The sequence below is a fragment of the Pedobacter borealis DSM 19626 genome, from assembly GCF_000708285.2.
In the GTDB taxonomy this organism is placed as follows: domain Bacteria; phylum Bacteroidota; class Bacteroidia; order Sphingobacteriales; family Sphingobacteriaceae; genus Pedobacter; species Pedobacter borealis.
Genome location: NZ_JAUG01000026.1, coordinates 1 through 25479 on the forward strand (window position 1 = coordinate 1; position 25479 = coordinate 25479).

General features: G+C 38.2%; 19 protein-coding genes, 1 other RNA gene and 1 pseudogene. 12 read left to right on the plus strand and 9 right to left on the minus strand.

What is annotated here, in order from left to right:
- Positions 1-121: 121 nt before the first annotated feature.
- Positions 122-1306 (minus strand): proline dehydrogenase family protein, encoded by a 1185-nt coding sequence (locus tag AW17_RS09565; protein WP_029275914.1) that lies wholly within the window; start codon positions 1304-1306, stop codon positions 122-124.
- A gap of 93 nt (positions 1307-1399) precedes the next feature.
- Here AW17_RS09565 and AW17_RS09570 point away from each other — a divergent pair, with 93 nt between their 5' ends.
- The 9 genes from AW17_RS09570 to AW17_RS09610 all read left to right on the plus strand — a co-directional run bounded on the left by AW17_RS09570 (position 1400) and on the right by AW17_RS09610 (position 10462).
- A complete protein-coding gene (locus tag AW17_RS09570) occupies positions 1400-1606 on the plus strand; it encodes an RNA-binding S4 domain-containing protein (RefSeq protein WP_029275915.1) in 207 nt (68 codons plus the stop codon).
- The gene (gene aroB, locus AW17_RS09575) at positions 1606-2664 is read left to right on the plus strand and encodes a 3-dehydroquinate synthase (RefSeq protein WP_029275916.1); all 1059 of its coding nucleotides are present in this window, start codon (positions 1606-1608) and stop codon (positions 2662-2664) included. Before AW17_RS09570 ends, aroB begins: the two co-directional genes overlap by 1 nt.
- 1 nt (position 2665) lies before the next feature.
- On the plus strand, positions 2666-3628 hold the full coding sequence (locus tag AW17_RS09580) for a sterol desaturase family protein (protein ID WP_029275917.1): 963 nt from the start codon (positions 2666-2668) through the stop codon (positions 3626-3628).
- Positions 3629-4170: 542 nt separating this feature from the next.
- Entirely contained in the window at positions 4171-5004 is an 834-nt protein-coding gene (locus AW17_RS09585; RefSeq protein ID WP_029275918.1) for a prephenate dehydratase, read from the plus strand.
- 111 nt (positions 5005-5115) lie between these two features.
- On the plus strand, positions 5116-6255 hold the full coding sequence (locus tag AW17_RS09590) for a chorismate mutase (RefSeq protein WP_029275919.1): 1140 nt from the start codon (positions 5116-5118) through the stop codon (positions 6253-6255).
- A 233-nt stretch (positions 6256-6488) separates the two neighbouring features.
- Entirely contained in the window at positions 6489-7778 is a 1290-nt protein-coding gene (aroA, locus tag AW17_RS09595; protein WP_029275920.1) for a 3-phosphoshikimate 1-carboxyvinyltransferase, read from the plus strand.
- Between the two features lie 88 nt (positions 7779-7866).
- Positions 7867-8964 carry a chorismate synthase gene (gene aroC, locus AW17_RS09600; protein ID WP_029275921.1) on the plus strand — a complete coding sequence of 366 codons (1098 nt, stop codon included), beginning with the start codon at positions 7867-7869 and terminating at the stop codon, positions 8962-8964.
- A 9-nt stretch (positions 8965-8973) separates the two neighbouring features.
- Positions 8974-9582 carry a DUF1684 domain-containing protein gene (locus tag AW17_RS09605; RefSeq protein WP_029275922.1) on the plus strand — a complete coding sequence of 203 codons (609 nt, stop codon included), beginning with the start codon at positions 8974-8976 and terminating at the stop codon, positions 9580-9582.
- 124 nt (positions 9583-9706) lie between these two features.
- Positions 9707-10462: a LytR/AlgR family response regulator transcription factor gene (locus tag AW17_RS09610; protein ID WP_029275923.1), complete on the plus strand. Its 756-nt coding sequence runs from the start codon at positions 9707-9709 to the stop codon at positions 10460-10462.
- A 1-nt stretch (position 10463) separates the two neighbouring features.
- On the opposite strand, the gene AW17_RS09615 is transcribed toward AW17_RS09610, so the two are convergent.
- Together AW17_RS09615 and AW17_RS09620 are read right to left on the minus strand one after the other, a co-directional pair.
- Positions 10464-12779 carry a tetratricopeptide repeat-containing sensor histidine kinase gene (locus AW17_RS09615; protein ID WP_029275924.1) on the minus strand — a complete coding sequence of 772 codons (2316 nt, stop codon included), beginning with the start codon at positions 12777-12779 and terminating at the stop codon, positions 10464-10466.
- Positions 12780-13055: 276 nt separating this feature from the next.
- Positions 13056-15476, minus strand: coding sequence for an alpha-ketoacid dehydrogenase subunit alpha/beta (locus AW17_RS09620; protein WP_029275925.1), 2421 nt, complete (start codon positions 15474-15476; stop codon positions 13056-13058).
- A gap of 169 nt (positions 15477-15645) precedes the next feature.
- Here AW17_RS09620 and AW17_RS09625 point away from each other — a divergent pair, with 169 nt between their 5' ends.
- The 3 genes from AW17_RS09625 (at position 15646) to ssrA (ending at position 17851) form a co-directional block, all read left to right on the plus strand.
- Positions 15646-16038 carry a DUF1573 domain-containing protein gene (locus AW17_RS09625; RefSeq protein ID WP_029275926.1) on the plus strand — a complete coding sequence of 131 codons (393 nt, stop codon included), beginning with the start codon at positions 15646-15648 and terminating at the stop codon, positions 16036-16038.
- A 62-nt stretch (positions 16039-16100) separates the two neighbouring features.
- Entirely contained in the window at positions 16101-17300 is a 1200-nt protein-coding gene (locus tag AW17_RS09630) for a pyridoxal phosphate-dependent aminotransferase (RefSeq protein ID WP_029275927.1), read from the plus strand.
- Between the two features lie 185 nt (positions 17301-17485).
- Positions 17486-17851: a transfer-messenger RNA gene (gene ssrA / locus AW17_RS23585) on the plus strand.
- On the opposite strand, the gene AW17_RS24130 is transcribed toward ssrA, so the two are convergent.
- The 6 genes and pseudogenes from AW17_RS24130 to AW17_RS09660 form a co-directional block, all read right to left on the minus strand.
- Positions 17812-18558, minus strand: a complete 747-nt coding sequence (locus tag AW17_RS24130) for a hypothetical protein (protein ID WP_029275928.1) — start codon at positions 18556-18558, stop codon at positions 17812-17814. The two genes, ssrA and AW17_RS24130, sit on opposite strands and share 40 nt — an antisense overlap.
- A gap of 4 nt (positions 18559-18562) precedes the next feature.
- A pseudogene (locus AW17_RS09640) lies at positions 18563-19011 on the minus strand (protein-disulfide reductase DsbD N-terminal domain-containing protein).
- A 16-nt stretch (positions 19012-19027) separates the two neighbouring features.
- On the minus strand, positions 19028-20002 hold the full coding sequence (locus tag AW17_RS09645; RefSeq protein WP_055726090.1) for a S8 family serine peptidase: 975 nt from the start codon (positions 20000-20002) through the stop codon (positions 19028-19030).
- A 90-nt stretch (positions 20003-20092) separates the two neighbouring features.
- On the minus strand, positions 20093-20491 hold the full coding sequence (locus tag AW17_RS24615; protein ID WP_051691735.1) for a S8 family serine peptidase: 399 nt from the start codon (positions 20489-20491) through the stop codon (positions 20093-20095).
- Positions 20492-20555: 64 nt separating this feature from the next.
- Positions 20556-23516, minus strand: a complete 2961-nt coding sequence (locus AW17_RS09655; RefSeq protein ID WP_029275929.1) for a M16 family metallopeptidase — start codon at positions 23514-23516, stop codon at positions 20556-20558.
- A gap of 17 nt (positions 23517-23533) precedes the next feature.
- A complete protein-coding gene (locus AW17_RS09660; protein ID WP_029275930.1) occupies positions 23534-25405 on the minus strand; it encodes a M61 family metallopeptidase in 1872 nt (623 codons plus the stop codon).
- Between the last annotated feature and the right edge of the window lie 74 nt (positions 25406-25479).

Consider the following 25479-nt stretch of genomic DNA (forward strand, 5'->3'; position numbering starts at 1 on the left):
AAAGATGCTGAAATAAATTCAGCATGACGATACGAAAACAAAAACAGTTGGCAAATTTTCAGTTAACAGTATTTATTACCGCCCAAAACTGAAAACCACCAACTGTTAACTAAAACCTGAACTACAGTTTCCTTCTTTTTAATTCTCTTTCAATCAAACCCAGCTCACGACCTGTTTGCCCGGCAACTGAAGTATTTTCTTGTGCTCTTCTGAACAGATAAGGCATTACTGCTTTAATAGGCCCGTAAGGCACATACTTTGCTACATTATAATTCGAATCGGCAAGGTTAAAGCTCAAGTTATCACTCATCCCTAGCAACTGGGCAAAATATACATGAGGGTGATTGTGCGTAATATTCTTTTCCTCCAAAAGGTAAGTCAATAAACGGCTGCTATCTTCATTGTGCGTTCCGGCAACAATGGCAATTTCTTCAATATGATCTACACAATACCGTAAAGATTCGTTATAATCACGGTCAGATGCTGCTTTATCTGGTTGAATTGGAGAAGGATAACCCATTTCTGCTGCACGTTTACGTTCTTTTTCCATATAGGCACCACGAACCATTTTCACACCCAAAATAAAACCATCAGCTTTGGCAATTAAATGGTCGGCTTTCATATCGGCCAGTTTATCATGACGGTACATTTGGTAGGTATTGTAAACAATAATGCGCTCGCGGTTAAATTTACGCATCATATCCAAAGCCAGTTCATCAATGGTATTCTGGATCCAGGTTTCTTCTGCATCGATCATAATCGGCACTCCTTTATCGAAAGCAGTTTTACAGATCATTTCGCAACGCAGCTTTACTTTTTCGTATTCTGCCTTTTCTGCATCATTTAAGGTTTCTTTAGCATCCAGCTTCTGCAATAAGGCAAAACGACCAATTCCGGTAATTTTGAAAACTGTGATCGGAATTTTGACATCACCATCCGCGCGAACAATCGTACGGATAATCTCTGCACAGGTTTCATCAAAAACCTGCTCTTCCTCTTCCCCTTCAACCGAATAATCTAAAATGGTACCCACTCCGCCTTTATCCAATTGTGCAATGGCTTTATCGCACTCTGCAATGGTTTCGCCACCACAAAACTGCTGAAATATAGTGGCTTTTATTGCCCCTTGGATTGGTAAACCGATATTTAAAAAGAAATTGGTAATGGCAGGACCAACTTTGGTAAGGAAATTACTGCCAATCATTTTAAAAAGCCAATATGCTTTTTTTAGTTCGTTGTTAGATTTTTGACGGAAAGCAATTTCCGTATTGTCGAAATTTGGTTGTTTGTTGGGGGATAAATCCATTTTTATCTATTAATAAGTCAGATTGGTGCAAAATTATAAAAAGCATTGACTGTTAAAACTAAAAACCTCTAAATAATCGTATTTTTGCAGAAAATGATACAATTCAAATTAGAGGGCGAATTTATTCCATTAATTCAGCTGTTAAAAGCAAGCGGATTAGTTGGGAGTGGCGGTGATGCCCAAACCGTTGTTGAGGATGGTTTAGTAAAAACTAACGGTGAGGTCGAATTTCGTAAACGTTATAAGGTTAGGGTTGGCGATATTATTACTTTTGGAGAAAACAAAATAGAAGTTATTTAATGGAACCACTAACCAGTGCAGGTCACACCCTATATTTCGAAAGTAATTTAGCAGCGCTAAAAACACTTTTGGAAAGTAACAAATACAGTAAAATTTTTGTACTTGCAGATGAACATACCAGCGAAATCTGCTTGCCCCTATTTCAATCACTTTTAGATGATTATGCTGAATTTGACCTAATCGAAACTTCGGCAGGTGAAGAAAACAAAAACATCGACTTTTGTATCGGAATCTGGAAGACGCTTTTGGATTTTGAAGCAGACCGCAAAAGTTTAATGATCAATTTAGGTGGTGGTGTAATTACCGATATGGGCGGATTTATTGCCTCTACCTATAAAAGGGGAATCGATTTCATCAATGTACCTACTACCCTTCTATCGCAGGTTGATGCTTCGGTAGGTGGCAAAACAGGGATCGATATCGACAATGTAAAAAACATGGTAGGCACTTTTACCTTACCACAAATGGTTTTTATCGAAACTGCATTCTTAAAAACATTACCACAGCGCGAGCTTTTATCGGGCTTTGCAGAAATGATTAAACATGGCCTGATTTATGATAAGCCATATTACGAAAAATTAAAAGGAAGCAATTACTTAAGCCCTTCGGCACAAGATATTTACCGATCAGTAGAAATTAAAAACGAGGTGGTTACCATCGATCCGCATGAAAAAAATCTGCGTAAGATTTTAAACTTCGGGCACACCATTGGACATGCTGTAGAGGGTTATTCTTTGGCAAATGACGAAAATCCGTTAACACATGGTGAAGCTATTGCCATCGGTTTTGTTTGTGAGGCTGCATTATCAATCAAAAACAGTACGTTAACTCCGGAGGAATTGAAGGATATCAGTGGATATATTTTATCCTTATACCCTAAATACCACATTAAAAAAGAAAGTTTCGATACACTTTTAGAGCTGATGCAAAGTGATAAAAAGAATGAAGATGGAAACATTCTCTTTTCACTTTTAGAAACAACAGGCAAATGCACATTTAACTGCCGTGTAAGTACCGCCGATATTTTGAACAGTTTAAATTATTACAATAGTTTATAAAATGAATTTTACCGGAAGTGATATTTCTGTAGTAGGCCTATTTGGTTTCGTAATCGTTTTAACCTTGGTTGAAATGTATTTCAGCTATGCCCACGACAGAAAATTATATACCAAACGCGATACGTGGACCAATATCTACTTGATGACGGCTGCTATTGTGATTAATTTAGCAACAAAAACAGGCACTTTTTTTCTACTGCAGTACTGTTATCAATTCCGTTTGTTCCAAATCCCCAATATTTGGCTTTATTGGTTTGTTTTGATTTTAGCGCAAGATTTTCTGTATTGGTTTTTGCATACAGTTGGTCATTACGTACGCTTTTTCTGGGCGATGCACGTTACACATCACTCGTCTGAACATTTTAACTTAACTACTGGTTTCCGTTCAACCGTTTTCGAGCCACTGTATCGTGTTTTCTTTTATCTGCCCTTAGCATTTATGGGTTTCACCGCTGTTGATATTATTTTTGCTTACCTGGTAACCCAAATTTACGGCAACCTGGTGCACACTCAATACGACATTAAGCTTCCAAAATGGTATGGGTATATTTTCGTAACGCCATCACACCATCGCGTGCACCATGCCAGCAATGTACGTTACCTAGACAAAAATATGGGTATGGTTTTAATTCTTTGGGATAGATGGTTCGGCACTTTTCAAGAGGAATTACCAGAAGATGTGATTAAATACGGTTTAACTACTCAACCTGAAGATACTGGTGCGGTTAACATTATTTTTCATGAGTTTATTGCATTGAGTGCTGATGTTAAAAAAGCACCAACTTTTATAGATAAAGTGAAATACATTTTTAACCCGCCGGGATGGAGCCATGATGGAAGCACTAAAATTGCTAAAATTATGCAACAGGAATTGCGCGAAGAGGAAGAGAAAAGATATGAAGCATTACAACAAGATAAAGTAAAAGGACTTAATGACCGGGGAGAATTAAGTTCTACGGGATAAAAAACAATATAAGCTAATGGTCTGTGTCTCCACAGACCATTTTTGTTAACGTTTCATTTACTTTTTTAACCACAGATGCACACTGATGAAATTTACTATTCGAAAAATGCTGTCATTCTGAGCGCAGCGAAGAATCCCTGACAGCAGTAAACAGGTATTTCTTCGCCTGCAGATGCTTCGTACCTCAGCATGACAATTTATCTGTGTTTATCCTTTTCATCTGTGGTTGATAATACCCCAACCATATAAAAATCTGTTTTTAAGTTGTTTCAGAAAACTAAAAGACCAATTCAGAAAACAGACCGTTTTTAACAAAATTAAATTTTATTAAAAATATTTTCAATTTCCTATTGACAAATTAAATTTTGTTGCTACATTTGGCTCAACAAAAAAAAGGATGAAAAATTTTAACACATATTACTTTGGTTACTTTTACTATTTTAGTGAGAGCCGGGGCTAATATGCAAAAAGATATATAACAATATTAAAATGTATAAAAAAGTCCCGGCAAACAGCCGGGACTTTTTTGTTTTAACGCAAAAATGGAAACGACAAAACGAGTAGCAATTCAGGGTATTAAAGCATCTTTCCACGAGGAGGCCGCCTACAAATTCTTTGGTAAAGACATTGAAACTGTTGAGTGTAATTCTTTTAAAGAAACCTGCGACAAGCTAGAAAAAAACGATGCCGATTTCGTAGTAATGGCTATCGAAAACTCTATCGCTGGCAGTTTATTACCAAACTATACACTGATCCGTGATTTTGGTTTTTCGGTTGTAGGCGAGGTTTACTTACCTATCCAATTGCATTTGATGGCGCTGCCGGGCGTAAAGTTTGAAGATATTAAAGTGGTTACTTCACATCCTATCGCCATCCGCCAGTGTATCGATTTCTTTTACGATTATCCACACATTAAAATTGTAGAAAGCAACGATACTGCTGCCTGCGCAAAACGGATCCAGGAAGAGCAATTAACCGATACCATGGCCATTGCAAACAGTTTAGCTGCAGAACTTTACAGCTTAAACATTTTAGAACGTCGTGTAGAATCGAACAAGAAAAACTACACCCGTTTTCTGATCCTTAAAAAGGATAAAACAGACGAAGGAAAGAAAATAAACAAAGCATCAATCTGTTTTCAGGTTGGACACAAAGCAGGCTCACTGGCAACTGTGTTAAATATTTTTGCCGAACAGGATGTAAGCTTAACAAAAATACAATCTATGCCGGTTTTAGGTAAAAGAAACGAGTATTACTTTTACGTCGACTTAGAATGGCCAAGTACCGAAAAATATGATAAGGCCATTAGAAAGGCATTAAAATATACATCGAATTTTAATATCCTGGGAGAGTACCAGAAGAACGATAAAGTATAAATTGGTTAACTGTTTAAACTGCAGAACTGGTTAATCGCCAAAACAAACGATTAACCGATTAACCCAATCAAATAATAGAATTTTAAAAAAAAATATTACAAACCCATCATCATGAAACTTAATTTAAACATCCAACCATTAAACACCTGGTTAAACGTAAACAACGAACCATTAATCATTTCTGGTCCTTGTAGCGCCGAAACTGAAGAACAATTATTAACTACAGCACATTTATTGGCTGCTACCGGTAAAGTATCGGTATTGAGAGCTGGTATCTGGAAGCCACGTACCCGTCCGGGAGAATTTGAAGGTATCGGAAGTATCGGTTTAGAGTGGTTAAAACGTGCTAAAGCAGAAACTGGTTTGCCAACGGCTGTAGAGGTTGCAAATGCAAAACACGTTGAAGAGGCTTTAGCAGCTGGTGTAGACATCCTTTGGATTGGTGCACGTTCTACTGTAAACCCTTTCACTGTTCAGGAAATTGCTGATGCTTTAAAAGGCCATGATGTTCCGGTATTGATCAAAAATCCAGTTAACCCGGATTTACAGTTATGGATCGGTGCAATTGAGCGAATCAATGGCGCAGGAATTACTAAAATCGGTGCTATTCACCGCGGTTTCTCATCATTCGAGAAAAGTTCTTTCCGTAACGAACCAATGTGGGAACTTGCTATTCAATTAAAAACACTCTGCCCTGAGTTACCGATCATCAACGATCCAAGCCATATTTGCGGTAACCGTGAGTTACTCCCTTACATCTCTCAAAAAGCATTAGATTTAGATATGCAAGGTTTAATGATCGAATCGCACGTAGATCCTTCAGTTGCCTGGACAGATGCTAAACAACAAGTTACTCCTGCTGCTTTAGCTGAATTGGTTGACCGTTTAACTGTTCGTGAACCAGAGGTTGCTAACGAAGCTTCTGCTGATAAATTAGCTGAATTACGTAAATCAATCGATAAAATTGACGATATCCTATTGCAGAAATTAGGCGAACGTATGTCTATCGTAGCAAAAATCGGTGAGTTCAAACGCGATAACCAGGTAACTATTTTACAGGTTAACCGTTGGGATGCCATCATCCAAAAAGGTCATGCTTTTGCAAAAGCTTTAAAATTAGACTTAAACTTTACTGAGAAATTCTTAGAATTGGTGCATGGTGAATCAATCCGTAAACAAACTGAAATCATGAACGCCGGCAAAGCTGAACAAGGTATTGCTGCTGAGCAACATACTGAGGTTAAAGCGTAATTGAGGTAGAGGGTTTAAAGGTTTAAGGTGGAGGGTAAAACCGAAACGCTTAATCAAACTTAGCGCTGAAAAGACTAAAGCTTAAAGCTAAGTTTAACAGTGATGTCATCCTGAGCCTGTCGAAGGACTTACGATAGTTTTCGACTAACTCAATATGATATTAAAAAACAAATATAATGTGGTGTCAGATGTTTCCATCTGACACTTACATTTAAGAATAAAAACAGAATAAAATGTCGAAAAACGCCTTAGTTTCTTTTAAAGGAACCAAGAATATTAATACGGAAATCCAATTAACGGGCTCGAAAAGCGAATGCAACAGGGCTTTAATTATTAGCGCTTTAAGCAAGAAACTGGTTATAGTTGAAAACCTTTCCAATGCTGCCGATACGGTAACCTTAAATGGTATCCTAAACAAGTTGGGAGTTGAGAATGGTGAGTTGGGAGCAGACTCCAAACTAAAAACTACAAACTCCGAACTGGTTGACGTTGGTCCTGCAGGGACCGCCATGCGTTTTTTATCGGCTTATCTTTCGGCTAAAAACGGCAATTTCTTACTTACCGGAACCGAACGGATGAAACAGCGCCCCATTGGTATCTTGGCAGAAGCTTTAAAAACCATCGGTGCTGATATTTCTTATGCAGAAGCTAAAGGTTTCCCGCCATTAAATATTATTGGTCCTTTAAATCAAAAAACTGCTGAAGTTAAAATTAAAGGCGATATCAGCAGTCAATATATTTCGGCCTTGCTAATGATTGCCCCTATCCTACCTCAGGGTTTAACTTTAGAAATTGAGGGCGAGCTTACTTCTAAACCATATGTAGATATGACTTTAGATATGTTGGCTGAAGTTGGCATTTCACATTCTTGGAACGGAAATTCAATTTCCATCAAACCACAGGTATTTAAACCTGGTACTTTGGTTGTTGAGCCCGACTGGAGCGCAGCATCGTATTGGTATAGTATTGCAGCTTTAGCTGATGAAGCAGAAATTAGCTTACCTGCTTTAAAAGAAAAAAGTTTGCAGGGCGATAGTCAGATCAAAAATATCATGAAGATTTTTGGTATTGCTACCAGCAAAACCAATGATGGAATTGCTATTAGCAACTTAGGCCTTTCTTTAGAGACAAAAGAAGTTTTAGATTTAAAAACCTGTCCGGATTTAGCACAAACCATTGTAGTTATTGCAGCTGCATTAGGTAAAAATATGTCTTTTACTGGCTTAGAAACCTTAAAAATTAAAGAAACAGACCGTATTGCAGCACTTCAGACCGAATTGGCTAAAATAGGCGTTACTTTTACAGAAGATAATCTGGTTTATACTTTAAATACAGACAACCTTCATTTTCCGGATAAAGTTACCTTCGCAACCTACGAGGACCACCGTATGGCGATGGCTTTTGCTCCTCTTGCACTGTTGATCAACGAAGTTGAAATTGAAGAAATGCAGGTAGTAGAAAAATCTTATCCATATTATTGGGAGGATTTGAAAAAAGCGGGATTTGATGTTAGTATCAAGTAACGAGAAGGAAGTATCAAGAACCAAGTATAAAGATTGGATGTTAAAATCCATTCAATAATTTAATCAATCTATAATTCAATCAAAAATAATGGCAGGCAACTCATTCGGACAACTATTTCGCATCACAACCTTTGGCGAATCTCATGGCGTAGCTATTGGGGTAATTATTGATGGCTGTCCGGCGCAATTGGATATCGATATGGATTTTATCCAATCAGAACTTGACAAACGTAAACCTGGTCAATCCAAAATTACTACGCAAAGAAAAGAAAGCGATACCGTTCAGATTTTATCGGGTGTATTTGAAGGAAAAAGTACAGGTACGCCAATTGCACTTTTAATTCCGAACGAGGATCAACGATCAAAAGATTACGGCCACAATGTGGACGTTTACCGTCCCAGCCATGCCGATTATGTTTATGATGCGAAATATGGCATCCGCGATCACCGTGGCGGAGGGCGCTCTTCTGCCCGCGAAACTGCTGCCCGTGTAGCGGCCGGTGCTATTGCAAAGCTATTTTTAAAGCAACAGGGCATTGAAATTTTCGCACATGTAACTTCAGTAGGTACAATAGAAGCCCCTAATTTGGAAAGCAATGATTTATCCGCTTTATTGCAAATTAGAGAAGAAAATATTGTGCGTTGTGCTGATCCAGCAACTGCACACGAAATGATTGAGTTTATCGATGCGGTTCGTAAAGATGGCGATACCGTTGGCGGAAAAATAGGCTGTGTAGTTAAAGGCTGTCCTGCGGGTTTAGGTGAGCCTGTTTTTGACAAATTACATGCCGATTTAGGTAAAGCTATGCTCAGTATTAATGCTGTTCATGGTTTCGAATATGGTTCTGGTTTTGCCGGAAGCGAATTAAGAGGATCGCAACATAATGATATTCCACAGCCTAAAGCTGCCGATTCGAAAGTTTTTAAAACCACAACCAATTATGCCGGTGGTATTTTGGGTGGCATTTCTAACGGGATGGATATTACCTTCAAAGTAGCTTTTAAGCCTGTTGCAACCATTATGCATAACCAACAAACCATCAATGCTGCTGGTGAAGCTTCGGAGATTAAAGGCAAGGGCCGACATGATCCTTGTGTGGTACCCAGAGCAGTAGTAATTGTTGAGGCCATGGCTGCATTGGTTTTAGCTGATCAGTTTCTAAGAAACAAAGCAAGTATTATATAATTTTTGTTAATGAGAATCATCACCTTCTTATTTCTATTGATCAACATGAATAGCTTTGCACAAAGTTATGCTGATGAGATCGCAAAACACCGTGAAACCTATAAACAGGATTTCATTAAAGATGAACGCTCACCACTCAAGAAAAACGACCTGCAAAACCTTCATTTTTATGAGGCAGACAGTGCTTATAAAATCTCGGCCGATGTAGAAATACTGAAGAATGAAAAAGTTTTCAAAATGCCTACTTTTAATGGCTCTAGCAGTAATTACTATAAATATGCACACGTAAACTTCGTTCTTAACGGCAAAAAAATCCAAATGACTTTATATAAAAGTGTTTCTTTATCAACCAACCCGGTTTATAAAAATCACCTCTTTCTGCCCTTTACTGATGAAACCAACAATAAGGAAACTTATGGCGGTGGCAGGTACATTGATCTGGATGCAAAAGAAATTGTAGATAATCACATCGAAATCGATTTCAATAAAGCCTACAATCCCTACTGTGCCTACAGTGACGGGTACCGTTGCCCAGTTCCTCCAGAAGAAAACGACCTTCAATTGGCTGTAAAAGCTGGCGAGAAACTATACACTGGTGAAAAGAAACACCAGAGATAAAAGTTAATGTTACGTTTACCCACAAAATGATACCTGATTGTATTATAATCCACATTTTAACGTAAATTACAAACATTAAGTAAAAATACGTGTTCTCTAACTAAATTACATAACCCATTCCTAAATGACGTACAGCTGTTTAATTGTTGATGATAATGAAATTGAGAGAGATGCCATAGAAATGCATCTAAAGAAAATCCCATCATTAAATATTATCGCTGTCTGTAATAACGGTATAGAAGCTTCGCAAATTTTATCAACTACTTCTGTAGATATTGTTTATTCTGATATTGATATGCCAGAGCTTTCTGGTATGGATTTATTAAAAAGCCTAAAAAAACAACCGCTATTTATCTTTATCACTTCATTTAGTGAGTACGCGGCAGAGAGTTTTAATCTGGATGCATTGGATTTTATTGTTAAGCCCGCAACATTCGAACGCATATTAAAAGCCACAAATAAAGCAATCGAGTATATTGAATTAAGGAAACAGGTAAATAAACTTCCTGTCGAAAACCTAAACAACGACGATAAAAAAGACGATGATTATTTCTTTTTTAGAGAGACCAAAGGCATAACCAAGCTGAAATATAATGATGTAATTTATATTGAAAGCATGGGCGATTTTTCAAAGCTGTTTACCAGTATAGATAAACATGTTATTTTAGTTAGCCTAAAAAATCTAGAAAAACAACTGCCTTCAAAAATTTTCTCAAGGGTACACAAACAGTACATCATTAATATAAACCACATTGTAACCTTAACCAATCATGAGGTTCATTTAGATCATAACTTTCTGGTTCCGATAAGTGCTTCTAACAGGCAGGAATTATTGGAAAAATCAATTGACAAGAAAATTCTGTCGAGATTTTTAAAATAATTTATTTCTTCAAGATTATTTTAAAATAACTTCCGCCTGTAGGATTAATATCAGCACTAATTTTACCATCCATTAAGCTAATAAAGGTTCTGCAGAGCAATAAACCTAAACCTGTACCTTTTTCTTTATTGGTACCCAATGTGCTTACACCCGCACCTAAATAACCTGGCTTATTAAAATGCTCGACCTGTACAGCTGTTAAACCTATGCCTGTATCTGAAATTTTAATCTCCAGCACATTTCCGTTATGAATGGCACTAGTAGTGATTGTACCACCATTCGGCGTAAATTTAATGGCGTTACTGATGATATTTCGAATAACCAGCATAAACATATTAGAATCTGCTTTACAAAATGTTTTGGCTGGCACTAGATTCTGAATAGCTAAGTTTTTTTCGTTAGCATTATCCTGCAAAGAAAGAATAACTTCATTAATCAGCTCATGAATATCCAACGATTCTAAATACGGGTTAAACCCCTGCATCTGGCTAGCCGCCCAATTAAGGAGATTCTCCATCATTGTAGAGGTATAGGTGAGGTTATTTTTTAGTGCCGCAGCGTATCTGTTTAATTTCTCTTGCTCAATATTCGTCCCTTCTAACAGCTGCATAAAGGAAATTAATGAATTTACAGGTGTACGCATATCGTGACTCACGACACTAAAAATACGGTCTTTAACCTTACTTAACTGCTCCAACTCCCGTTTCTGACTATTGATAATCTTATTTAACCTGGTTGTTTTCCGCTGATTAAAAAATATAACCACGGCAATAATCAGAATCAGTGTGGTGGCTATGGTGAGGAATAATTTCACACGTTCATCAAATTTAATCTGTTGTACCTGTTTACTAATCTGCTTATCCTTTATCCCGGCGGCTAACTTTGCCTCAAATTTAGCATTAGCAAATTTACTATCCTGGGCCAAACGCTGAATATCAAGATCTGCTTTTGCCTTTTGAAAAGTTAGGAGATCCAATGCTTTTTCTTTATCACTCAGCACTAACTGTTGCCTTTTTAGCTCAAGTTCTTGTTGTTGTCTTTTTAACTCACCTTCTGTAAATTTTTGCTTCAATAAATAATCGCGTTCTTTAATACCAAAATCGAGCTGCATCTGCGTTCTGGTAATTTCCTTTTCCTTTTCCTGATCGAAAATCTTATCTCTAACGGCAATATATTGCCTGTAATAGGCTAACGATTTGTTATAGTCTTTTAGTTTTTCATATACCGTACTCAACCCTAAACTAGATTGTTTTTCTATATCTAATAATCTGTTTTCTTCTGCAATTTTTAAACTATTATTGAGTAATAGGATGGCGTTTTCAAAATCGTTTTCTTTTTGGTAAAAGTTCCCCAAGGCATATAAACTTGAGGCATAGGCTTCTTTATCTTCTCCCGACTTATTTAACTCAACTGATTTTTGATAGGATTTTAACGCCGCATCCTTTTGTCCTATTGAACTGTATAAATCAGCAAGATATCGTTTAACAGTGGCTATTAAACCTATGTCTCCAATGGTTTCCGATACCCGCAACGATTTGTTATAATACGCTAAGGCCAGTTTAATTTTCTGGTTAGGCAATACATTCATCTCCTTTAATTCACGATCTGAAGCCTCAAAATAATTGGTACCAATCAGGCCGTAAACAACGGCTACGCCTCTTGTATTTTCGCCTCCTTTAGCAAATACTTTCAGCGCCATGTTCATATAAACCAAGGCCTGACTCTGATTACCCAAACTTTGGTAAATAGTAGAAATATTGGTATAACAACTTGCCATATCGGTTTCGTTGCCCATTTTTTCGTAGATAGCGATGGCCTTTTGGTTAACTTCTAACGATTTTACATAATCAGGAATGCTGCCATATAAAGCACCTAAATTGAGGTAAGTTCCGGCAACCATATCTAAATTACCCACTGAAGAAAACTCAGCAGCTGCATGATTATAATTTTCTTCTGCCTTTTGGTAATTAGACCTACCGTGATACATTAAACCCCTACGGTAATAAGCCATTGCAGAGAATTTTTTTAGATTTTTCTCATACGAAAGCTGAATGGTTTTATCCACATACTCTTCCGCTTTATCTACATTTTTCATCCTCATGTATTGGCGGTAAACTTCCGTCAATATTTTGATTTTGGTGGAATCTGTTTTTAAATTCTTTTGATTTAAACTTAAAAGGCTATCCAGTTTTTTCTGCGGCGCACTCACCTGGCTAAAACCAGTTATGCACAAAAATGACAAAAAGAGAAACAGCATGCCTTTTTTAGAAAAACACGCTTTACTAACGAACTGAGCATTTACAAGATAGCGCTTCATTTTCAGATCAAACCAATGATTTGTTTCTTCTATATAATGAGCATAAAAAATCTTGAAAATTACAGCGTTTCATGTCTGGGTTGAGATAAAACATACTGAAATAACAAAATAGAGTTTGGCTTATAAAAGTAGTTAAAAAACTGATCAATAAATAACCAGTTTTTTAACTTTTCGTCAAGAATCCTTAATCATTTAAGCATAAACAAAATTAAGAAACCGATTGTATACCCTTTAAATTATCCAGATGGTTAAATCTTATGCCTCGCGATTGCTTTATTAAAAAAATGCGGGGTATTTAGTTGGATTTGCATCGTGCATCATCTGGTAAATGGTTTCAATGACATCATCAACCGATGGTTTACTGAAATAATCACCATCAGATCCAAATGGCGGACGGTGTGCTTTTGCCGATAATGTTTTCGGCTGACCATCTAAATGGAAATAACCTTTTTGTTCTTCGAGTACCTTTTGCAGGATATATGCAGATGCACCTCCAGGAACATCTTCATCTACAACCAGTAATTTATTGGTTTTGGCAAGGGAGTTTACACAAACCTGAGTGGTATCGAAAGGTAATAATGTTTGTGGATCAATAATTTCTACAGAAATGCCCAATAAGCTCAATTCTTCTGCGGCTTCCTGAACAATTCTTAACGAAGACCCGTAAGATACTACGGTTATATCCGTTCCTTCTTCTAAAACCTCTGCTTTACCTAATGGAACCGTAAAATCGCCAACGTTACTTGGTAGTTTTTCTTTAAGTCGGTAACCATTTAAACACTCAATTACTACGGCAGGCTCATCAGCCCTAAAAAGGGTATTGTACATGCCGGCAGCTTGAGTCATATTTCTTGGTACGCATAAATGCATCCCCCTTAAAGCACCTAAAATCATGCTGATTGGTGAACCTGAATGCCAGATTCCTTCTAATCGATGGCCACGGGTACGCACAATAACAGGTGCTTTTTGAATCCCTTTGGTTCGGTATGATAGCGATGCTAAATCGTCGCTGAGTACATTTAGTGCAAAAATTAAATAATCTAGATACTGTATTTCGGCAATCGGTTTTAAGCCCCTCATGGCCAAACCAATACCCTGTCCCATAATGGTCATTTCTCTAATTCCAGTATCGGTAATCCTCAACTCACCATATTTGGCCTGTAAACCCGCAAAGCCTTGATTTACGTCACCAATATTCCCTAAATCCTCTCCGAAAGCCACTAAACGCGGATCGCGGGCAAAGTTTTCGTTAAAGCAGGCATTAAGCACTTCCCTACCGTCGACCATTTTTGATTGTTCATCGTATGCCGCGTTCACTACTGCAATCATATCCGGACTTTCTTTACCGTCAGTATGCAGTTTAGAGTTATAACGGTCGTGATTAACCTTAGCCTGCTGTTTATACCAGGCTAACAGTTCATCGCGTTCGGGGGAATTAAAATTAGCCGATAAACGGATGGCTTTTCGCACAGCAGTAAAAACCTCCCTGCGTTGTGCATCGGCAGTTGAGGCTAGATTTGCAGCGATTCTAGCCAGTTCCGGTTGATGTTTAGCTACACCACCAATTAAATCAACCACTTGTTTTTGTTCGGGTTTAATGCTATCCAAAAACTCATTCCAAGCTTCTTTTTGTGCATTACGTACAAAAACCTTTGCTTCTTTTTCAACCGCTACAATTTCCTCTTCGGTTGCTACTGCCGAATCGAGCATCCAGGCACGCATTTTCAAGATGCAATCGTGTTCGGTTTCCCAAGCTAAACGGTCTTTTGATTTATACCTTTCGTGCGAGCCAGAGGTAGAATGCCCCTGAGGCTGAGTAAGTTCGGTAACATGAATTAAAACAGGTACATGTTCATCTCTGCACACATTTATTGCTTTTTCATACACCTCGCATAAAGCTGGATAGTCCCAGCCTTTTACTTTATAAATTTCATATCCTGGTTGATCAGGCTCACGCTGAAAGCCTTTTAAAACTTCAGAAATATCTTCTTTTGTGGTTTGATATTTTGCCGGAACTGAAATGCCATAAGCATCATCCCAAATTGAGATGGCCATGGGTATCTGCAATACACCTGCGGCATTAATGGCTTCAAAAAACACGCCTTCAGAAGTCGAGGCATTACCAATGGTGCCAAAAGCAACTTCATTTCCGTTAACCGAAAAGTGTTTTAAGTAATCCAGTTCCTTATTTTGCCTAAATAATTTAGAAGCATAGGCTAAACCAACCAAACGGGCCATTTGGCCACCGGTAGGAGAAATATCTGACGAACAGTTTTTAATCTGCGTTAAATCGTTCCAGCTTCCATCTTCATTAACTGATTTTGTTGCAAAATGGCAGTTCATTTGCCTTCCACCTGAAAACGGATCAGCTCCGTCGGTTGGATTGGCGTAAAGTTGTGCAAAAAATTCTTTAATGGTAGAAATCCCCGTTGCAAAAGCAAAAGTCTGATCGCGGTAATAGCCTGAGCGCCAATCGCCGTTTTTAAAAGCTTTCGCCATAGCCACCTGCGGTACTTCTTTACCATCGCCAAAAATACCAAATTTAGCCTTCCCTGTTAATACTTCTCTACGGCCTAAAATACTGGCCTGCCTACTTTCAAAGGCTATTTTATAGTCGTTTATAACGATAGATTTAAAATCGTTAAAACTGAGTTCGGAAGCATCAATAGTGTTGGTCATCAATTTTTCATTCGGCATAGTAATCAAAGATTGGTTGCGGCAAATATATACAAAATTAAAAGTTTGCCTTTATCCTAGATTGTAAAATTATATATGGATTTGTAAAATATATTTGGAATAGTTTTTGTTTTAAAATGAAAACATTAAATTTGTTTTAGAAAAAAAAAATAAATTACAACCACATAACATGAAAAAGATCTTAGTATTATTCGCTTTTGTTTTAGGTTTAGGTATTGCTGTAAATGCACAAACTAAACCTGCAGAGTTTAAATTTGAATCGGAAACTCACGATTTCGGTAAAATCGTTTTAAACAAACCAGTAACTTACGATTTCAAATACACCAATATTGGCGAAGAGCCATTAATTATTACCAAAGCTGAGGCAAGTTGTGGATGTACAGTACCTAAATACACTTCTGCCCCATTGAAAAAAGGTGAAACGGGTGTAATTTCGGTAACGTTTAACGCTGCTGCTGGTCCATCAACTTTTTCAAAAGCCGTAACCATTACTTCAAATGCTAAAACACCAATTAAAGTGCTTTACATTAAAGGTGAAACGGTTGCCGCAGCCTCGAAATAATTATTTAAACGATAATATTTAAAAAGTCCCGATTTTCATCGGGACTTTTTTATTTTTGTGCCATGCCAAAAATTTCACAAAAAGGTGTGCAGATGCCTGCATCGCCAATCAGAAAGTTAACTCCATTTGCAGATCAAGCTAAAAAAGATGGTAAAAAAGTTTTCCATTTAAATATTGGTCAACCAGATATCGAAACACCTGAAGGAATGTTAAATGCCATCAAAAACATTGATTTTAATGTTTGGGCCTATACTCCATCAGAAGGTACACTTACATACCGCTTAAAACTTACCGAATACTACAATAAACTGGGTTACAATATTACACCTGAAAATATATTGGTAACAGTTGGTGGTTCTGAGGCCATCACCATTGCCATGCAAACCTGCGTAAACGAGGGCGATGAAATTATCATTCCAGAGCCTTTTTATGCCAATTACAATGGCTTTGCCTGCATGAGCAACGTAGTGGTAAAACCCATCCTTTCTTACATTGAAAATGGTTTTGCTTTGCCTCCGATTGCCGAATTCGAAAAACTGATTACGGAAAAAACGAAGGCGATCATCATTTGTAACCCTAATAACCCAACTGGTTATTTATATTCAAGAGCAGAATTAGAGGCGTTAAAAACACTTTGTGTTAAATATGATCTATTTTTATTCTCTGACGAAGCTTATCGCGAATTCTGTTATGATGGAAGAGAATTTATTTCTCCAATGCATTTAGATGGTTTAGATGAAAATGTGGTGATTATGGATACGGTTTCTAAACGTTACAGCGCTTGTGGTGCGCGCTTAGGCTGTTTAATCACCAAAAACAAAGAAGTTATTGCATCAGGATTAAAATTTGCACAAGCAAGATTAAGTCCGGGTATGGTTGAACAAATTGCTGGCGCAGCGGCTGTAGATACGCCGGATAGCTATTTTGAAAAAGTAAATACCGAATATACTTTGCGCCGTGATACTTTGGTTAATCGGTTAAATAATATAGAAGGCGTTTTTTGCCCTAATCCGGGCGGTGCATTTTATGTGGTAGCAAAATTTCCGATTGATGATGCTGATAAATTCTGTCAGTGGATTTTAGAAGATTTTGCCCATAATAACCAAACGGTAATGATGGCACCTGCAACGGGCTTCTATTCTACCCCAGGTTCTGGTAAAAACGAAGTGCGTATGGCATATGTATTAAATATTTCCGATTTAAATGCAGCTATGGACTGTTTAGAAGTAGCCTTGCAACAATATCCGGGCAGAGTGGGTTAATTGTTGGAAATGGTTAATCGGTTAACTGCATAAATTTGCTTAATTGTTAAAACTGGTTAATTGTTTAATTGCTGAGGTTATCGCATCAGTTAGCCGGTTTAAACAATTAACCAGTTAACCAATAATTTTTTCTTATATTTGTAATCCAGTTTTGCAATTGATAATTGATAATTGTAAACTGAAAAGGGGCCGTTCTTGGATTTGACAGGGTGGCGAAGGTTATGTTAGCATGCAGTGCGTTGTACGGAGAGCACTTAAAGTGAACGTTCACATTTTAGTTGGCGAAAATACTTACGCCTTAGCTGCTTAGTTTAGAACTAACTAGCTTTTGTCCCTCTAACTGCTGCATTGTTGGGTTAGAATCTGGGGCATCGAAACAACAAAGCTGGCTTTAAGGAGATACGACTTAAAGTGAGATAAAGTATCTAAGGATTTAAATAAGGTCGGTTTTCAGCCCGTTTATTTCCCGAAAATCAATTGAAAAATAAGCATGTAGAAGGTATAATTTATCTCACAACTGGACAAGGGTTCGACTCCCTTCGGCTCCACCCAAAGGGGAATCACTTAAGATTCCCCTTTTTTTTTCATAAATCAACAAGCCTTTCTCCTTCATTTTCAACGCATTATGATCAAACATCTGTAACATCGTAGGTGTTCGATAGATACCCTCAAAATAGTATAAATTGCTGTCGAACACCAATTTTACGAATTCTCTCTTTCCGAGCAAATCAGATGCAGTATAAACATGTTTCATATCAGTTAGAAGGTCAATATGTCTCGCCAAAATTTTAAATGCCTTATTAATATCTGTTCCCATACGCTGAATGGCGGCAATAATAGCCAGACCATAGATCATTGCCTGGCCAATCCCCTTTTGCTTGCTTCCGGCCCGCTTGGTAAAATAACTTACTGTAAGGGGCACCATAGGAAAGATACAGGGCATCAGGAAGGCAATAAACCCTCCCAAAAGTCCGGCAATAAAAGTTTGCGAAAGTGTTTTCTCCTGCTCGGTCTGTCCGCTTTTAGGCCCTGTTTTAACTGCATCAATTTCAGTCTTACCCACGCTTACATTAGCAGCATTCAGCTGAGCCTTGTCGTTCGTACCGACGGCAACGCTATCCGTGCCAATCTCTGTAAAATCGAGTTGATCTAATGTCCTATCTGCTTTCTGGGCAAATGCGGGGCTAAGTATGCTAAAAACAAGCAACAACCCCATAGCAAGCATTTTTATGCTTGTATTATAATTCCTTAACTTCATCAGCTTAATATTTTACAGGAATGGAAAATTCCACAGTTTCAGGTGGAAGGCATTGCGTATCGTTACAAACCATAAACTCGACTGTCCCTTTCACAATTGCATTTGCACCGGTTAATTTTACCTTTTGCTGGAAGATCACTGACTTTTCGTAATAACTCACATTCATGTCAAATGACTTTTCAAACTTTATAATAGGTTTTGGTTCGATGGTCTTACCATTTGCTTTATAAGCCTTGGAAGGGCTAAAGGCAAATGTGGTTTTTACAGCCCCCCATCAGGTATAAACTGGGAGTATAAATGCCAGCCATCATCTACGGTAGCTTTGAGATACAAAGTTGCTTCCGTTTTGGAAGTCTTTTTTGCGGCATAGCTCCATTTTACCGGCTTTAAGATTTGACTGCTGACCGAGCGGCTTAAAAAAAGCCCAAGGGTCAATAAAAATAGATTTTTCATTTGATAAATAATAATCTTAGCTTCTGGCTTTTTTTAATATTTTTTTTTTTACAGCTCTTTTTTTCAGTTCGCCTTTCAAGGAAAAAGCAAGTTCTACTGCCCCGAGGGCATTAACGATGCCTCCTGTTCTGCACAAATTACTTAAAGGAACTTTCTCATTCCTTCCGGGAATGTTCACCAGTTCTTCCGGCTTTAAAACGGATTGTTCAATCACATATTTTACCTGCGTTGCTGAAAGAGCGGGAAAATATTCCCTTATTAATGCGGCCAAACCAGCCACTACCGGCGCTGCCATACTGGTGCCGTCCAAAAACCCATATTTGTTAGCTTTCGGAAGAGTTGAGTAGATTCTTACACCCGGTGCAAAAACATCGACACTTTGCTTTCCATAATTTGAAAAAGGGGCAGCTATCCCGCTGCCTGACATGCCGCTGGCTCCTACAGTTATCCAGTTAGAGGCAGTAAACAAACTGTCTTTCGATACCGGCGAAGGATAATTAAATTCCTTATCAATATTTTTTGAATCGTTACCGGCTGCATGCACCAAAAGGACATCCTTTTTTTGTGCATATTTCACCGCGTCATCTACCCATTTTTTTCCTGGTGAATAAAATTTGCCGAAACTCATGTTAATAACTCTGGTCCCGTTATCAACAGCATAGCGGATAGCTAAGGCAATATCTTTATCGTATTCATCGCCATCGGGAACGGCTCTCAATACCATAATTTGCACATTATCTGCTACGCCATTTACCCCAAGATTATTATTTTGTTGCGCACCAATGATCCCAGATACATGAGTGCCATGCATAGGATCAGTGGCCGTTACATCGCCATTACCATAATTGCTGTCATTAATATCGTTGTAATTATCCCGTACCACTTCGTCCCGGTGATTTTTAGGTTTAGAATTGTACATCTCGGAATCCTTTGTGGTAGCCTGACTTTTGCTGGCAAAACGCCTGGCCATTTTAGCAGCTCTTTGCCACATATTATAATCATAGAGTTCATCCCTGGATAACCTTGAAATCCCGGCGCTGTCTATATTTTCCCATTTCGATTTATATGCCTGGTACACCCTTTACTCCTCAAGGGATTCTTTGCCTACATTCTTTCCGTCTTTATTGCCTAAAAAATTCCAGCCATGAACATCATCCACATACCCGTTCCCGTCATCATCTTTTCCATTGCCCGCAATTTCACTACGATTTGTCCATAAAACATTTTTCAGGTCTTCATGTGTAGTGTCTACACCGGAATCAATCACCCCCAAAATTGTGGAATTTGGTTTTAAATGACGAGCCTTGAGAAAATCATAAGCCTGTTGCAAACTGATGCCATACACATGATCCTGTTTCCAGTCAAGCAAATGCCACCCTTTCAGCGATACACTGGAGCCATTATTGTTTTGAGCCAACGTACAGAATGTTACAAAAACACTCAGTACTGCCGTTAAAAAGTAGCGTATTGTCCTTCTCATATCCAAATAAATTCTTATGTTATTAATATATCCGACTAGTGGTATTATTGCAAAAAACAGTTTTTTAATACCCAAACAACTCCTCAAGTGTTAGCTTTTTCACGTCCCCATACTTCTTCAAATTCGCTCCTTCAACTACCTCTTTTGACCCCATTATGCAATAGGCATATTTTTTATGGGCAATGTATTTATCTGTAAAGGCTTTAAGATCATTGTAGTTTAACGTTCCCAATCTTTCATAAATCTGCTGACGGAAATCGGTTGTTATCCCTTTGTTCTCCAGCACTAAATAAAAATCAACCACCTTTTCATCCGTAAACCGCTGTGTTTCGAGTGATTTCCGGAGGCTCATTTTGGCATTTTTTATGCCATCGTCAGACCGGGGCATATCATTCAGTAGAGAATCCATTCCATTAATGGCATCATCCATTTTATCGGCCTGGCAACCAATAAAAGCGTTCATTTGGTAAGGGTCGTTTTTATAGGCAGGCGTTTGAAATGTTGCAGAGGTTGAATAAGCAAGTGCTTTTGATTCCCGCAACTGCTGAAAAACAACAGATCCCATTCCACCGCCAAAATAACTATTAAACAGGTTTATACTAGGTTGCAACGAAGGCTGGTAGCCCGGTATATTCCTGATCCATTGTATTTGTGTTTGCAACATATCAAAATCGGCGGTATACACTTCATTTTTTTCCTGGATGCAGGGCTGGAACTTTATGGCCGGAGCCGGAACAGGCAAAAAAGCAGACGGCATAGGATGACTATTTTTTATTTTTTGCGAAATGGCCTGAAGCGATTCCGGGCCGTAATAGGTAATTAAATGCTTGTACCCGGTAAGCCCATGCAACAGATTAGCTAATGTTGAAGCATCGAGTTGATCGGGCTGCAAACGGCCCCTCTGATTAAATGGATTGTTGGCACCATAAGTGGCATAGCTAACTAGGGCCTGCATCAGTGCTTCTTTCGACGTTTTCGTATCGGTGCGTTCCTTCTTCAGTTTTTCTTTCAGCTTATCAAGACTTTCTGCAGAGGGTTTGCAATTAGCCAGCAAGTGCTCCAATAAAGCAACCGCTTTATCAAAATTTTTCTGAATACCGGAAACAACAATGGATGTGCCTTTATCACTAACACGTATTGAATATTCACAGGCCATCTGGTAAAATTCTCTACTGATCTCTTCGGCAGAATACTTATCTGTACCCAATAAACTCAGGTAATCCACTGCAACAGGTAATAAATTCGAATTCCAGCTTCCCATATTGAAACGGTATTGCAGTTCAAAAAAACCATTCTCCTTGTTGGTTACATACAGGAACCTTGCATTATTTATGTTGCTCTTCGAAATCACTTTCTCAAAATTTATCCATACTGGTTTTGTGGCAGGAACAGGAACAGCATCCAGATTTTTCGCAAATGCAGATCGCTTGGTTTTATTAATCGTAATGGGCGTAATTTTAGGCTTCTTCATTTTTGTAGCGGAAGTCTGTTTTCCTTTACGTTTATAGATGCAAGCATAATTACCTGAAAATACCCGGTTGGCATAATCTACGATGTCTTGCTTAGAAACTGTATTCATAATCTCTAAAAAAGCTGGTTCGTTGTCCCAGGTTTGACATCTGTCGGCAATAAAATCTCTTTCTAAGGTCATAACAGTGGCCATGTTATTTCTTTTGGCCATCGTTACTCCCAGTTCCATATTATTTTTAATAGCCGTTAAAAGCTTCTCGTCAAAATCGCCATGCTGCACCTTTTTAATTTCCTGCCATAGTAATTCCAATGCCTGGTCTGCAGTTTGTCCAGCTTTAGGCATCGCTACGCCCAACACTGTATTATATTTTTGATAGGTTGCCAAAAGCTCAATCGATGCCATTTGCATTTTTTGCGGCATTGTGAGATTGATATCAAACAGCCCTGCTTTTCCATTAGAACATAGCTGAGAAAGCAGGTTGGCCAACAGCTCATCTTTACTGTTAGTGCCTTTAAAGGGCACCCGAAAAGCGAGTACGGCCATCTCCGGTGTAGGGCTAACAATTTCCTTTACAACCGGAGCAGCGAAATCGGGTTCCGCGGCTTGTTGAAACTCAATGATCTTACCCCGCCGCATGTAGGAAAAATTCTGATCTATCTTTTGAATAACTTCATCAGGATTAAAATCGCCCGATAAAATAAGCCCCATATTGTTCGGCACATAATAGGTGTCGTAATACTTTTTAATAGCCCTTAAAGAAGGATTTTTCAAATGTTCAATGGTACCAATCGTGGTTTGTTGTCCATAATTACTGTGGGGATACAGGATTGAATTTACAGTTTCGAACATTCTGAACTCATCGCCATCCAAACCTTTGTTCTTTTCTTCATACACCGCTTCCAGCTCAGTATGAAAGAGGCGAAAGATGGGATTACGGAAACGTTCGGCCTGTACTTTTAGCAATTTATCCAATGCAGCAGCAGGTATATTTTCATCATATACCGTAGCATCAAACTCCGTATGCGCATTGGTACCCTGCGAGCCCATTTCCTTCATGATATTGGTATACTCATTGGCAATGGCATATTTAGATGCAATGCCCGAAATTGAATCTATTTTCCGGTAAATGGTTTTTCGTTCGCCTTCATTAGAAGTATGATTATAGGCTTCGTACAATTCTTCTATCTGACCCAGATATGGTTTTTCCTTTTCCCAGTTGAGCGTTCCGAATTTATCGGTTCCCTTAAACAATAAATGTTCCAGGTAATGTGCAAGACCGGTATGGTCGGCTGGGTCATTATTGCTTCCGGTCCTCACTATCATTTTGTACGTTACACGGGGTTCTTTTTTATTTAGATGCAGTATTACCTGCAAACCATTTTCCAAAGTATAGAACCTGACTTTCTCTGGATCATTTGTTACATATCGGTATTTATATTTACCGGTGCCTGCTTCTTTCCAATTGTATTTATTTTGGGCAGCAGCATCGCCCGGTAAAACACATAACAAGAAATAACAAAATGCAATAAACAGCTGAACAAGTTTATGTTTCATAAAATATATAATCTTCTTTAATAACAGTTATTTCTTAACCAGGCATTTCTTACCAGGCGCTGGGAAGGGCTAAGCTCACTTTCCTCCATCAACAGCATTTTATATCGTTCCTCTTCTTTTTCCCTCAACGATGAAACAGGTGCTGACAGTTTCAGTTCCTTCATTTCGCCTGCGTCATTTTTACGCCTTACAACTACAGTCAGCATATCGCCTTGCTTTATTTTTCGTTTTACCGTCCCGATCACTTCAGCATAATTATCGGAGTTAACAGTCACGTCGTTAATCTGCACGATCTCATCCATGAGTTTGTATTGCATAGCCTTTCCAAAAGCATCCACATTGCTTGCATTCACAATACTAACCTTGCCCCCACCAAGAGATGTTATACTGATGTTACCTATAGAAGCCACCTCTCTTTTGAAGTAATCGTGATACGATACACCGGCCAATGCAAAAAATTCGGTGTAAGGTATCGGTGTTTTGCCCGCTACGTATTTATTGAGGAAGTCTTTTATTTCCGGAAAGCTGAGTGCGGCTATTTCATCAAATAACTGATCATCTTCAAAATATTTACCTCCCCCAAATTTTATTCCCAAATCGTGTTTCAGCTCCATTAATCCATAACGCCCTTTAGAAAGATGCAGTAAGTATATATCAAGACAGGCGTTAATCAATGCTCCTTTTAGGTACACATTCGGGTATTGATCGGCATAAGTAGTCGCTACTTCTTTACTCATTACAGTAAACGCAAGGGTATCTTTAAATTTCTTTTTAGATGCAATGATTTTTGATGTGAGCGCACTGAAAAATTGGGGCGCTGTTGTTATGCCAGCCTTAACCTGCACATGATGTGCATCGTATTCTGTTGATCCTTCGTACAACCACAAATGTTTTGATAAAATAGGTTGCTGATAATTAAACTCACGGATTTCTTTTGAGCCGATGGCCAATGGCGTAATAATATGAAAAAACTCATGCGCCGACATATCAACTACTATTGATTTTACTTTAGCCTCGTTAATTTGTGGAAATGCATAAAATGAAGAACAGCTATGTTCCAATGCGCCCATTACCGCTTTGGGGTTTACCTCATCATTAAAACTATATAGAAAAGCGTATTTTTTTACAGGCAACTTTCCGCCAAGATAAGTCTGTGTAGCTGTAAGCAAATTCGCCATTTTTTTGGCCAAAACTGCAGCTTTTACTTGATTATCTGGAGAAAAAACAGAAACAAGCACCTGCGTGCTACCCAGATTTACACTAACAGTATCGGGCTTGCAATACATAATGGGCGAATCGTATAACTCGTGCACATTTTTTAATTGAAACAGATCGGTCGTTTTTGTACTGATGGATGGAGTAAGCGCTGTTGATCCATAAAAGTCAACAGGTTTCTGAAACTCTACATCAAAGGGTAATTTTTCCAGTTTATCGAAATAACCAAAGAACCCGGGTGTATTGATAACGTACTGTTTGTTTAGCTCTATATTGGTGCCCCCCATGGGATAAATGGCATTTTCACTAATTTTAGTATGCCAAGTATCTTCCACTGCATAAGTGATTTTATACAGCTCTTGCGCATGGTCAATCTTCCAGCTATTTACATTTTTATGCTCAACTGTTAATTCTTTTCCTGTTTTATCAAACGCTTTCAAATTGTGTACAAAACGGCCATAATCACTGATGGAATAGGTACCGGGAACAATAGCGGGAAAGAAATATTCAATACTCGGACGATTGATTTTTGGGGTCAGTAATTCCACCTGTAAAGTATAATCAGTTGCCTTTGTAAGGTCAATTTTATATTGGTATTTAGCTTGGGCAAAAAGGCTTAGAGGGTTTGCGGCCACAAAGCCTGCAAACAAAATAGAAAACAAAAAATGTTTCATTTAATCTGGATATGTTTTTTAATTTAATTGCTTTATTTACTGGTTTTATCGAACACAAAAAAGGAATAGAATAT